Origin of the sequence: Streptomyces sp. rh34 (genome assembly GCF_002551245.1) — a bacterium.
Classification (GTDB): Bacteria; Actinomycetota; Actinomycetes; order Streptomycetales; family Streptomycetaceae; genus Streptomyces.
The window spans coordinates 1-11,375 of record NZ_NTGZ01000233.1; the positions used below are offsets into that span (position 1 = coordinate 1).

Genomic DNA, 11,375 nt, shown 5'->3' on the forward strand with positions numbered 1-11,375 from the left:
AGATGTGTATAAGAGACAGCCGTACCACTCCCGCCGCCCCGGACCCGCGCGGCCCAGGGTGCGTACGCCGGGCATCAGCAATCGGGCCGGCACGTCGCACAGCGCGGCCCAGACCGGGCTGCGGGCGAGCGGCGCCGGTACGGCGGACAGCAGCAGGCCGAGGACCGAGCGGCGTCCTGCCCGCAGCCGCAGACGCAGCGGCCCCGCCTCGACGAGCCAGGTGTCGCCGGTGACGGTGACGGTCACGGGCACCACCTCGATCCGGTCGAAGCGGTAGGTGGCGGCCACGAAGTCCGCGATCCGCCGGGACGGGGCCAGCAGGACCCGTTCGCCGTCGGGACGCTCAAGCATGACGTCGCTGAACGCCCCGAAAGGCGAACGCGGCCAGTGGCCGACCACCAGCCGGGTACCCGAGACGGTCCCCACACCGGCGATCCAGCCGTCGAACCGAAGTCGCTCACCTGTCACGCCCGCCAGTCTCCCCCGTCATGGGCGGCGGGGCAGGACCGGTGGCCGGCGCGGCGGGCTCCGCCGCCGTACGGGCTACTCGAAGCGGGACGTGTCCCCGGCTCCGCGGCGTACGATCTCGGGCTCGTCGCCGGAGAAGTCGATCACCGTGGTCAGCTCGGTGCCGCAGTCGCCCGAGTCGATGACGGCGTCCACCTCGTGTTCGAGCCGCTCCTTGATCTCCCAGCCCTGCGTCAGCGGCTCCTCCTCGTCCGGCAGCAGCAGGGTGCTGGAGAGCAACGGCTCGCCGAGCTCGGCGACCAGCGCCTGGGTCACGACGTGGTCGGGGATGCGCACGCCGACCGTCTTCTTCTTCGGGTGCAGCAGCTGGCGGGGAACCTCCTTCGTCCCCGGGAGGATGAAGGTGTAGCTGCCGGGCGTCGCCGCCTTGATCGCCCGGAACACGTCGTTGTCCACGCGGACGAACTGCGACAGCTGCGCGAAGTCGTGGCACACCAACGTGAAGTGGTGCTTGTCGTCGAGATTCCGGATCGACCGGATCCGGCCGAGGGCGTCACGGTTGCCCAACTGGCAGCCCAGTGCGTAGCACGAGTCGGTCGGGTACGCGACGAGCGCACCGGACCGGATGCTGTCGACCACCGTGCTGATGGTGCGGGGCTGGGGATTTGCGGGGTGCACGTCGAAGTACTTGGCCATTCGCCGAGCTTACGCGCTCGGGCCGGACCGGTGGAGCCCTCCGCCGGGAAGCGTGAGAGGCGGCCCGTCGTGCGACGGGCCGCCTCTTCTTCCGCTTCGCGCGGTGGTGTTCACCGCCGGGCCGGTCAGAGCGCGGCGGCCCCCACCAACTCGTCCAGTACGTCCTCCATGGTCACGAAGCCGATGACCGTGCCCTTGTCCCCGGCGACCGCCGCGAGATGCGTACCGGCGGCACGCATCGCGGTGAGGGTGTCGTCGAGCGGGGTGTCGATCTCGACCCGGATGACAGGGTGGAGGGCGCTCGTGGGCAGCGCCTTGGTGCGCTCCGCGACGCCGAGGGCGTCCTTGATGTGGAAGTAGCCCAGCAGCCCGTCGTCGGGTCCGGTGACCGGCAGCCGGGAGAAGCCCGAGGCGACGGCGGCCCGCTCCAGCCCCTGCGGGGTGATGCCCAGGTCGACGGTGACGGTCCGGTTCAGCTGGACCATCACCTCGCCGACCGGCCGGGTCCCGAGCTCCAGTGCGTCCCGCAGGCGCTCCCCGTCGGCCGGGGCCAGCAGCCCGGCGTCGCTGGAGTCCTTGACCAGCCGCACGAGCTCGTCGTCGGTGAACACCGAGGCGACCTCGTCCTTGGGGTCGACCTTGAGCAGCCGCAGCAGCATGTTGGCGAAGGCGTTGATGCCGAAGATGACCGGCCGCAGCGCCCGGGTCAGGCCCACCAGGGGCGGCCCCAGCGCCAGCGCCGTGGCGACGGGGGCGGCCAGCGCGATGTTCTTGGGGATCATCTCGCCGATGAGCATGTGCAGATACGTCGCCAGCGTCAGCGCGATCACGAAGGCGATCGGGTGGACCAGCGCCTCCGGCACGCCCACCGCGTCGAACGGCGGCTCCAGCAGATGGGCGATGGCGGGTTCCGCGACGGCACCCAGCACCAGGGAGGAGATGGTGATGCCGAGCTGTGCGGTGGCCATGGCGGCCGACAGGTGTTCGAGGCCCCACAGGGCGCTCTTCGCGCGTCGGCTGCCCCGCATGGCCTGCGGTTCGATCTGACTGCGGCGGACCGAGATGAGGGCGAACTCCGCGCCCACGAAGAACGCGTTGGTGAGAAGGGTGAGCGCGCCGATGGCGAGCTGGATGGCGGTCATCGGGCGTCCTCCTCCACGAGGGCCGGCGCCGGTGCGGGCGCGCTGATCCGGACCCGGTCGGCCCGGTGGTGCTCGATGTCGAGCACGTCGAACTGCCAGCCGCCGACCTCCACCCGGTCCGTTCGGACCGGGATGCGGGCCAGTTGGTTGGCGAGCAGGCCGGCGAGCGTCTCGTAGGGGCCCTCCGGCGCGGCGAAGCCGATCCGGTCGAGCTGGTCCAGCCGGATGCTGCCCTCGGCTTCCCAGACCGGGCGCCCGTCGCCGAGCGGTTCCACCGGTGCCAGGTCGGGGCGCTCATGGGGGTCGTGCTCGTCGCGGACCTCGCCGACGACCTCCTCGACGATGTCCTCGACGGTGGCGACGCCCGCCGTACCGCCGTACTCGTCGATCACCACCGCCATCGTCCGGTGCTTGCGCAACTGCGCGAGCAGCCGGTCCACGGGCAGCGAGTCGGGTACGAGGAGCGGCTCGGTCGCCAGGGCGGTGACGGGGGTCCGGGCCCGCTCGGACTCGTCCAGAGCGAGCACATCGCGGATGTGGACCGTGCCGATGACCTCGTCCAGGCTGTCCCGGTAGACCGGGAAGCGGGACAGGCCGGTGGCCAGCGTGAGGTTGGCGGCGTCGGCGGCGGTGGCGTGCGCCTCCAGCGCCCGGACGTCGACGCGCGGCGTCATCACGTTCTCGGCGGACAGCTCCGCCAGGTGCAGGGTGCGGACGAACAGCTCGGCCGAGTCCTGCTCGATGGCGCCCGCGCGGGCGGAGTGCTGGGCGAGCGCGATCAGTTCCTGCGGCGTACGGGCGGAGGCCAGCTCCTCGGCCGGCTCCAGACCGAGGCGACGCACGAAACGGTTCGCGGTGTTGTTGAGGTGCCGGATCAGCGGAGCGAAGCAGGCGGTGAAGGCCCGCTGCGGGGTCGAGACGACCTTGGCCACCGTGAGCGGGCTGGAGATCGCCCAGTTCTTCGGGACCAGCTCACCGACGACCATGAGGACCACGGTGGAGACGGCCACGCCGAGGAGGGTGGCGACCGTGGACACGGCGCCGGCCGGAAGCCCGGCGCCCTCCAGCGGGCCGCGCAGCAGCACCGCGAGGGACGGCTCGGCCAGCATGCCGATGACCAGGGAGGTCACGGTGATGCCGAGCTGCGCGCCGGAGAGCTGGAAGGTGAGCCGCTTGGCTGCCTTGAGCGCGCTCTCGGCACCACGCTCCCCGGCCTTCACCGCGCGTTCGAGCTCGCTGCGCTCGATGGTCGTGAGCGAGAACTCGGCCGCGACGAATACCGCACAGGCCAGTGTCAGCGCGAGGGCGAGGAGGAGAAGGGCCACTTCGCTCACCGTGTCACCTCCGTCCCCTGGTGCGTGGGGTCAGGGATGACACGGTTCGTACTGGGAGGCTCACCCATTGCGGTGCGCAGCTCCTTCTCTGTTCGGGTCGTCGGGATCGACGGTGGAAGACGGGTGTGAACCCGCCCCATAGATAGTAAAGGGAACGCAAAGCAATGGGGAGTGGCGGGTGTCACACGGAGTGCCGCGCCCGGGTGGCACGTCATCCGCGATCTTGACGGCCGGAACCGGGGCCCGCTCGGAGACGGTGGCCTCAGCCGGAGGGCCGGTCGGCCACGTTCGGAGCCAGCCGGTCGGCGAGAGCGGCCAGATCCGGGACGAACCAGATGTCCCGGCCCCGATTGGCCTCGCGGACGAGGTCGGGGAGGGCCGAACTGGCCGACAGATGATGGCCGATGTCCCCGACGACGACGAGGCGGAGCCGGTAGTTCGCGAACTTCTGCAGGATGGCTCCGGCGAGTCCGGTGCTCAGGTCGAAGAAGCGGTCGTCCAGCCGTGTGGAGGGCACCGCGACCACCTCCGCACACGCGAACGCCGCACCGATCAGATGGTCGAGTGCGTCCTGGACGTCGGTGATGGCGACTCCGGCGGCGTCGCACACGAGGACCGGAATGCCGTGGTACTCGACGACGTCAGGCACGGTCCGTCCCCTGTGTCGGCGTGGAGGCGGATGTGAACAGGCCGCTCTCCGGGTCCAGCAGGCCGTCGATCATATGCAGCAGATCGGCGGTGGCGGCAGCGCCGCCGAGTATGACGATCTTCATCCGGGTTCGCTCCTTGTCGTAGACCGTCTGGATGCGCACGGGGTCCGACGTGTCCCGCGCGGACTGCGCGCCCGCCGTGACGAACGTAGTCAGCCGGTGCGCGGCGTCCGGGTCGAGCGCGTCGATCTGCAGGATGCTGGACACCTCGACGGGCCCCGGCGTGCATGTCGGTTCCGGGACCGTGGCGTCGGCCGGCCGGCCGGTGAGGGCAGCCAGATCCTCCTTGCTGATCCGGTACTGCTTGCCGATCCGGACGGCCTTGAGCCGGCCGTCGCGTACGTAGTTCCGGACGGTCCGCACATGCAGCCCCAGTAGCTCGGCGACCTCGCCGACCGAGTAGAGCTCCCGCTCGTCATTCCCCATGCTCCCGCATCTTACGCTTAACAACCCTGGATTGAGGCCGATGCATGAGTATGGGGTTGTTTAGGGAATATAGCGGCTGGTGGCTACTCGCCCCGGGTGTACTCGGCGCGTGCGGTGAAGCGCCGGGTAGCAAGGTGGAAGGCGGCAGCACGGCAGGAAACGAACGGCCGCCCCACGGACAAGGAATCCCATGAACCCCGAATCCCGGCCGCCCGATCCGCGGCACAAGCGACCCGAAGGCGTGACCGGCGCGACCGTCGAGGCCCTCGGGGCCCTTTCGAAGGCGCTGGAAACCGCCGAGCGTGCCCGCGGCTCCCTCTACGACTTCCATCAGCTCACCGGGAGCGCCGACCTCGCGCTCGACGACGCCGTACGACTGCTCCGCGCCGCGGGGCACGGACAGCACGCCGAGCGGGTCGAGCGGGAGATCCTCGGCCGCAACGTGATCCCCGGGCACTGGACGTTCCAGATCGTCGAGGAGTACAACGCCACCTACTACGACGTCTTCCGGACGATCGAACGGCAGATCAGACAGGAGCTCGCCGAGGGCCGCGACCACCTGTACGAGGCGGAGATGAAGGAGGCCCGGCGGACCGAGGGGCATCCGGACCACACCGCCGAGTGACGGGCGCGTCCCTCCCGTTCCGGCGGGCGGACCGGACGCCCGTGACCAGCGTCGCCCCCGCCCGCGCGGTCCGCCGTCGGCACGGGCACGCTGGTGCCCGCGACGCCGGTCACGACGGATTGCCGGTCGCCGTCCCCCGGGAACCCGTACCCCCGCCGTCACCGAACGTAGCCGCACGAGATGCGGACCGCTCCGTCTCCGGTGACGCTGGGGCTCCAGTCGCGCACGCAACGCTGGTTGCGACGGAGGACCGATGACGGAGGACGTCCCATGAACCTGTACGACACCCCGGTGGAGCGAGCCCGCCGCACCCGTGAACGCGCCGAGGAACTGGGCCGAGCCGCGGACCGGGCCACCGACCCCGAGCACCGGCAGCGGCTGCGGGAGAAGGCGCTGCGGCTGCTGCGCGAGGACCCGGCGGCCGACTCCCGTCCGTCCTAGCCGACGTCTCGCCGGTGTGCGGGGAATGTCGATTGCCGGGCGATCCTCGCCCGGGTAGCGTCACGCGCCGTGACCCCGACTCTGCGCACCGAGAGGCTCCTGCTGGAGCCGTACGTCCCCGAGGACGAAGAGGACTTCGTCGCCCTGTTCCAGGACACCGAGGTGTCCCGCTGGATGGGCGACGGCCCTTCCTCCGAAGCGGAGGACCGGGCCCTGTTCGGGCGGGTCTTCACCAAGGTCTACGCCCAGGACCTGTTCGCCGTCTGGGCCGTCCGCCGCGACGGACTCCTCGTCGGGCACGCCGAGATCAAGCGGACCGACGCCGCCGACGGCCACGAGATCATCTACGCCCTGGCGCCCACGGTCCGGGGGGCCGGTCTCGGGACCGAGCTGGCACAGGCCGTCGTCGCCCACGGCTTCGGCGCCCTCGGGCTGACCGAGGTCCATGCCACGGTCGCCGCCGCGAACGAGGCCTCGCTGACCCTGCTGCGCAGAATCGGCTTCGCGCACATGAGGGACATCGAGGAGGGCGACGGCAGCATCACGCATGTGCTGACCCGCCGCCGCTGAGGCGAAGCGCGCGCCCTTCACCCGGTCGGCCGCTGAGCCGCCTGACGGCCGTCCCCGACGAACCCGACGTCGGCTTCCCCGTCGGCACGTCCTCAAACGATGATCGTCCGGAGGGTGTTCAGCCCGCGGGCGCCACGATCGCACCCTCGACTCCATGACGCTTCAGGGCGTCGGCGACGAAACCGTCCGCTTTCATCTCCTCCACGAACGACGCCAGCAACTCCTGCGCCGCCGTCCCGCGCCCGGCGGGCACCCCCATGGCCTGCCGGATCACCATGAACCGCCCCGGCAGCACCCGTACGCCCCCGGCCCGCGCGGCCTCGGCCTCCAGCAACTGCCGGATTCCGGCTGCCACCTCGACCTCGCCCGCCCGCAGGGCCGCGAGCGCACGAGGGGCGCCCTCCAGCCGGACGACCTCGGCCCGGCGGATCTCGCGGGTGAGGAAGAGGTCGTACGCGGAACCGGCCCCGACGGAGATCCGGGTGCCCTCGCGGTCCACCTGGCCGTTCCCGGAGATCGGGGACGCTTCCGGCACCAGATACGCGCCCTCGATGAGGACGTACGAGGCGGTGAACCGCAGCCCTTCGCCCCGGGCGGGATCGACCGCGAAGAACCCGACGTCCGCCCGCCCGTCCCGCACCGCCTCGACGGACAGGGCGGCCCGCTCGAAGGCCACCAGCTCGACGGGCACCCCGAGCCGCCGCCCGAACTCCCGCGCGAGGTCGACGGATACCCCGGCCGGCTCGCCGCTCGCCGGATCCCGGTGGGCCAGGATCGGATTGCCGAGGTTGATCGAGGCACGCAGGGTGCCGCCGGGCGCGAACGTGGGGGCGTGGGTGGGAGACGCCGACTGCTGAGTCATGGCGCCGAGTCTACGAGCGCGTCCGCCGCGGTCGAAGGGCGTACGGCACGGCCGCCCCTCGACCGCGGCGGACCCGGGGGGTGCGGGGGCGCGGGTCCGTCCGCCCTTCGCGGTCTCAGGCACCCACCGTGCCGTCCACCCCTTCCCGCAGCAGGTCCGCGTGACCGTTGTGGCGGCCGTACTCCAACAGGACGTGCACCATGACCATCCGCAGCGAGACCTCCTTCTCCCAGCGCGGCTGACGCCCCACCAGATCCAGCGAGGCGGCCTCCCTCTCGATCCGGCGCGAGGCCTCCACCTCCGCCTCCCAGGCGGCGAACGCCTCGGCCCGGGTCGAGGCGCTCGCGTCGTACGCCGCCTGGAAGTCGAAGGCCTTCTCCGACCACACCATCGGGGCCGCCTCGTCCTCGAACACCCGCCGGAACCATGCGCGTTCCACTTCGGCCAGATGCCGCACCAGAGCCAGCAGCGACAAAGTGGACGGCGGCATCGAGCGCTCGCGCAACTCCTCGTCGCCCAGCCCCGCGCACTTCATGGCGAGGGTCTCCCGCTGGTAGTCGAGAAAGGCCCGCAGCGTCTCGCGCTCGCTCCCCAGCAGGGGAGGCCCGACCCGGTCGTCGTTCGTCATGATGATGTTCCCCAGTCCGTGTTCCGGCCGACAGTATGACCGGCCCGTACCCGCCCGGCCCGATCCGAACGAAGCCGCACAGTGCCGAGGCATGGGCGAGACGGAACGGCTGCGACGCTCCGACGGACCGGTGACCCGGGCCCGGAGCCGGGACGGCGCGGCCGGACTCGGCCTCCCCGCCGACGCGGTTCAGGACAGCCGTACTCTGACCGTCTGCGTCGCCCCGCGCGTCCCCGAGAGGTCGCCGAAAGCGAGGCGCAGCGACGAACCCGTGGTCGCCGATGTCACCGTCGCCGGCTTCGACACGACCGAGGCGACGGCCCGGTTCCACGTGAGGGTCAGGCGCGTCCGCATCCGCATGGGGTCGCTCACGCATACCGTCGCCGTCCCGTCGGCGTGCTCGGTGACCAGCACCGAGCACGGGGCGTCCGCCACCAGCGGCCCGACGCCGCCACCGAACCAGAAGTTGACCGCGGTCAGCCCGAGCGAGTCCACCGCCACCCCCTGCTGATCGTCCGTGTTGGCGAGCACCCGCAGCCAGCCGCGGTCCGCCGCCCGTGCCGCCGTACGCTGCTCGGACGCGCCGGGCAGGAGCTGGTACGCGTACGCGGCGTCCGACGGGTCCTGACCGTGGTCGAACCAGAGGGTGAGGTACTTTCGGGAGACCGGATCCGTGGAGCCCGCCGTGTTGATGTCGCGCCAGCGGCCCGTCCGGTTCTCCCGCAGCGCCTTTACGGTGGCCCCGCCCGGGAAGACGTAGCCGCCGTGCCCGGCGAGATGCGCCCAGGACGTGCCGGTCAGGGTCGCCGACCAGGGGAACGTGAGGGGTTTCACCGAGCCGTCGACGGTGAACGGGGCGTTGCCCGTAGGCCCGAGATTGCGGTTGTCGACGGTGGTCTCCACGGCCGCGCCGTCGCGGCTGTGGATGCCCGCGCCCAGGCACACGACGGTGTCGTCGAGGAAGAACCATGACTTCTTCGCCATCAGCGTGCTGGACAGTCCCTTGAGGTACTGCCCCACGGCGGCCCGCTTCCTGTCCGTGACCCCGCCGACCCAGTTCACATCGGGGAGCGAGGTGCCCCAGTCGCCGCCCGCCCCGTCGGCGAGCACCGTGCGCGAGGCCGTGGTGCCGGGCAGCCGGTACGGGTCGACGGTCGGCCAGAAGGCGTCGCTGTACTGGCCGTTGGCGAAGGTGTCGCCCCACCAATAGAGCATCCCCGACCCGGTGTGCCAGCCGCGCGGATTCTCGCCGTTGCCGGTCTCGTAGTAGGTGATCCGCCGGTCGGCCATACTCAGCGACGCCGCCCAGCCCGGACGGCGGTGGGTGGCCCGCGCCATGTCGGGGAACAGCCGGTGGCCCTCCGGCTCGGGGACCGGCGTGAGAGTGGTGTCGTCCAGGACGTCCTTGATCCGGGCCAGCGCGGTGAGCCCGAGCGAGGGGTTGCTCAGCGGTGGGCTGTAGTAGTCGCGCTGCGCCCAGCCCTTGACGAGCCCCCGCCACCGTGCGTTCTCGACGGCCGACGCGCCCCGGCCCAGCAGCACGATGGAGGCGAGGATCGAGTGTCCGCGCCGGTGGTCGTCGACCTCGCCCCGGCTGACGGCACGCCCCGCGACTGCGTCCATGACAAGGCCGTTGAAGAGGAACGGGGCCCAGGCGTTCTCCACCGCGTCGAACACCACCTGCCGCTTCGGGTCGGCGACCTCCCAGATCGTCCCCTTCAGCAGCGCGAACAGCAGGCCGAGTCCGCCGAGCATCACCGATCCGTAGCTGCCGGTGTACGGCACGGTGGTGTGCTGGATGAACGAGCCGTCGGCGTACAGGCCGTCGCCCTTGGTCACCAGCGGGAAGACGGGGGAGAGGGCGTCCCGGGCCAGCGCGATCTTCGCCGCGCTCCCGCCGACGACGCCGCGCAGGGCCAGGACCCGGCAGAGGTCGACCCGGTTCGCCCCGGTGCTGGTCCCGGTGTACGAGGCGACGGCGGAGTCCGGCACGAAATGGTCGACGGCGGCGCAGTAGCGCGCGAGCCGCTCCGGGGGGATGGCGTCGTACATCAGCACGCACACGTCCAGCAGGGCCTGCGGCGCGCCGATCTGCCAGCTGTACCAGTTCCCGTACCGGGCCTGGCCGTCGTTGTAGACCTGGGTGTTGAGGTGTTCCAGGCCGGCGAGCACCGCATCGCGCAGTCCGGTGTTCCCGGTGAGACCGGTGCCCTGCTGGCGGTACGCCTGGGCCATGGTGTTCAGACGGACGAAGCTGTCGGCCATCCGGCCCGAGAAGACGTACGACTCGGCGTCCGTGTCCGGGTCCGGGTCCGCGAACACCGCGTCGGGCCAGAGTGAGCCCTCCGCCGGGGCCATGGTCTCCAGCCATCGCGAGGCCTTCGCGCCGAGATCGGCCAGCCTGCTCCTGAAGGGTTCGGCGGTCGGGCTGAAGCCCTCACCGAGGATCAGCGCGCTCCAGGTGGTGCGGAGCGCGGCGTACGGATCGTCCTCGGGGGCGGCGGAGGCGGCGCCGGGCACGGCGAGCATCAGCGCGCCGCCGCTCGCGGCGGTGACCACCGCGGAGGCGGCCAGAAAGGTACGGCGGGACCAGGCAGAAGTCATGGGGGAGCTCCGGGTCGGTGACGTGTCTCCGCCGGGAACCCGGCGCGCGGGGCGCTGACCTGTTCCCGGGATCCGACTGTTCTGAGCGGGCGGGCACTTTCTAGCAGCCGTCAGACGACTCGCTCAATGACTTCGGCCGAATTGATCGTGTCGATCGTTTCTCGGGGCGTGTGTGCCTCTCCCGGTCGCGAACCGGCGTGCGCCCGTCGCGCCGGGGCAAAACCGTGCTCGGATCGTTTCGAGCGGATGTGATCGATATGGTTGGTGCGTGCCGGACGGGTCCCGTTGGCAGCCGCGCGGGCACAGGAGTCCGAGTGGTTCCGTCGCCCGGGCGGCGGCCGGTCGGCCGCCGGAACACCGCCAGGCCAGAACCCAGCCGTATCCGAGTCCAGGGGGATCCATGCGACTGCACGTCGACCAGCGCCACGAGCGGGTGCTCGAGCTCGTCCGCGAGCGCGGCAGCCTGCGCGTCGCCGAACTCGCCGATGAACTCGGCATGTCCGCCGTCACCCTGCGCCGGGACGTTGAGGCGCTGGCCGCCCAGGGCCTCGTGGAGCGGCTGCACGGCGCGGTGGTGTGGCCCACCGGACAGTCCCGGCCCGCCCCCGCCGCGGCGCTTCCCGCCGAAGGACTGGTGGTGGGCATGGTGGTGCCGACCACCGAGTACTACTACGCGGACGTCGTGCGCGGCGCCCGGCAGACCGTCGAGGCCGCGGGCGCCCGGCTGACGATCGGCCTCTCCCGCTACCTCCCCGACGAGGACGCCGCCCAGGCCCGCCGTCTGCTGTCCACCGGCGCCGACGGACTCCTGCTGACGCCGAGCTGGGAGCGCGGCTGCCCGGAGCAGGGCGAGGGGCTGTGGACGGTGG

13 protein-coding genes and 1 pseudogene are annotated in these 11,375 nt (G+C 71.6%); 5 read left to right on the forward strand and 9 right to left on the reverse strand.

Translation table 11 applies throughout. From position 1 onward, the window contains the following. The 6 genes from CR470_RS29885 to CR470_RS29910 form a co-directional block, all read right to left on the reverse strand. The coding region (locus tag CR470_RS29885; RefSeq protein WP_107489512.1) for a hypothetical protein at positions 1-468 on the reverse strand (468 nt) is incomplete at its 3' end. A gap of 75 nt (positions 469-543) precedes the next feature. Then, positions 544-1,164, reverse strand: a complete 621-nt coding sequence (locus CR470_RS29890) for an L-threonylcarbamoyladenylate synthase (protein WP_097870616.1) — start codon at positions 1,162-1,164, stop codon at positions 544-546. Between the two features lie 125 nt (positions 1,165-1,289). Beyond that, the gene (locus CR470_RS29895) at positions 1,290-2,306 is read right to left on the reverse strand and encodes a hemolysin family protein (protein ID WP_097870617.1); all 1,017 of its coding nucleotides are present in this window, start codon (positions 2,304-2,306) and stop codon (positions 1,290-1,292) included. Then, the gene (locus tag CR470_RS29900; RefSeq protein ID WP_097870618.1) at positions 2,303-3,640 is read right to left on the reverse strand and encodes a hemolysin family protein; all 1,338 of its coding nucleotides are present in this window, start codon (positions 3,638-3,640) and stop codon (positions 2,303-2,305) included. The genes CR470_RS29895 and CR470_RS29900 overlap by 4 nt, the downstream gene beginning before the upstream one ends. Before the next feature lie 262 nt (positions 3,641-3,902). Continuing rightward, positions 3,903-4,289, reverse strand: coding sequence for a DUF4180 domain-containing protein (locus tag CR470_RS29905; RefSeq protein ID WP_097870619.1), 387 nt, complete (start codon positions 4,287-4,289; stop codon positions 3,903-3,905). Further along, positions 4,282-4,776, reverse strand: coding sequence for a helix-turn-helix domain-containing protein (locus CR470_RS29910; RefSeq protein WP_097870620.1), 495 nt, complete (start codon positions 4,774-4,776; stop codon positions 4,282-4,284). The genes CR470_RS29905 and CR470_RS29910 overlap by 8 nt, the downstream gene beginning before the upstream one ends. Positions 4,777-4,966: 190 nt before the next feature. Between CR470_RS29910 and CR470_RS29915 the strand changes: the two genes are divergently transcribed. From CR470_RS29915 to CR470_RS29920, 3 genes are all read left to right on the forward strand, one after another. Next, a complete protein-coding gene (locus CR470_RS29915) occupies positions 4,967-5,401 on the forward strand; it encodes a hypothetical protein (protein WP_097870621.1) in 435 nt (144 codons plus the stop codon). Positions 5,402-5,671: 270 nt separating this feature from the next. Next, positions 5,672-5,842: a DUF6381 family protein gene (locus CR470_RS39805; protein WP_179892415.1), complete on the forward strand. Its 171-nt coding sequence runs from the start codon at positions 5,672-5,674 to the stop codon at positions 5,840-5,842. A 69-nt stretch (positions 5,843-5,911) separates the two neighbouring features. After that, positions 5,912-6,412, forward strand: a complete 501-nt coding sequence (locus CR470_RS29920; RefSeq protein ID WP_097870622.1) for a GNAT family N-acetyltransferase — start codon at positions 5,912-5,914, stop codon at positions 6,410-6,412. A gap of 118 nt (positions 6,413-6,530) precedes the next feature. Here the strand turns inward: CR470_RS29920 and CR470_RS29925 are convergent, their stop codons facing one another. Continuing rightward, positions 6,531-7,274, reverse strand: a complete 744-nt coding sequence (locus CR470_RS29925; protein WP_097870623.1) for a transporter substrate-binding domain-containing protein — start codon at positions 7,272-7,274, stop codon at positions 6,531-6,533. A 115-nt stretch (positions 7,275-7,389) separates the two neighbouring features. Beyond that, positions 7,390-7,902, reverse strand: a complete 513-nt coding sequence (locus CR470_RS29930; RefSeq protein ID WP_097870624.1) for a DinB family protein — start codon at positions 7,900-7,902, stop codon at positions 7,390-7,392. Positions 7,903-7,993: 91 nt separating this feature from the next. Between CR470_RS29930 and CR470_RS40810 the strand changes: the two are divergent. Continuing rightward, positions 7,994-8,092 (forward strand): annotated as a pseudogene (locus CR470_RS40810) (AAC(3) family aminoglycoside 3-N-acetyltransferase); the annotation flags it as partial. On the opposite strand, the gene CR470_RS29935 reads toward CR470_RS40810, so the two are convergent. Next, positions 8,092-10,506 (reverse strand): polysaccharide lyase 8 family protein, encoded by a 2,415-nt coding sequence (locus tag CR470_RS29935; protein WP_097870625.1) that lies wholly within the window; start codon positions 10,504-10,506, stop codon positions 8,092-8,094. The pseudogene CR470_RS40810 and the gene CR470_RS29935 sit on opposite strands and share 1 nt — an antisense overlap. Before the next feature lie 400 nt (positions 10,507-10,906). Between CR470_RS29935 and CR470_RS29940 the strand changes: the two genes are divergently transcribed. Continuing rightward, positions 10,907-11,375, forward strand: a 469-nt coding sequence (locus tag CR470_RS29940) for a DeoR family transcriptional regulator (protein ID WP_143663903.1), incomplete at its 3' end; no start/stop codon positions are given.

Excerpts from the sequence above, each read along its gene's own strand:
- CR470_RS29890 (WP_097870616.1), bottom strand. The coding sequence starts at position 1,164 with ATGGCCAAGTACTTCGACGTGCACCCCGCAAATCCCCAGCCCCGCACC.
- CR470_RS29895 (WP_097870617.1), bottom strand. The coding sequence starts at position 2,306 with ATGACCGCCATCCAGCTCGCCATCGGCGCGCTCACCCTTCTCACCAAC.
- CR470_RS29910 (WP_097870620.1), bottom strand. The coding sequence starts at position 4,776 with ATGGGGAATGACGAGCGGGAGCTCTACTCGGTCGGCGAGGTCGCCGAG.
- CR470_RS29915 (WP_097870621.1), top strand. The coding sequence starts at position 4,967 with ATGAACCCCGAATCCCGGCCGCCCGATCCGCGGCACAAGCGACCCGAA.
- CR470_RS39805 (WP_179892415.1), top strand. The coding sequence starts at position 5,672 with ATGAACCTGTACGACACCCCGGTGGAGCGAGCCCGCCGCACCCGTGAA.
- CR470_RS29925 (WP_097870623.1), bottom strand. The coding sequence starts at position 7,274 with ATGACTCAGCAGTCGGCGTCTCCCACCCACGCCCCCACGTTCGCGCCC.
- CR470_RS29930 (WP_097870624.1), bottom strand. The coding sequence starts at position 7,902 with ATGACGAACGACGACCGGGTCGGGCCTCCCCTGCTGGGGAGCGAGCGC.
- CR470_RS29935 (WP_097870625.1), bottom strand. The coding sequence starts at position 10,506 with ATGACTTCTGCCTGGTCCCGCCGTACCTTTCTGGCCGCCTCCGCGGTG.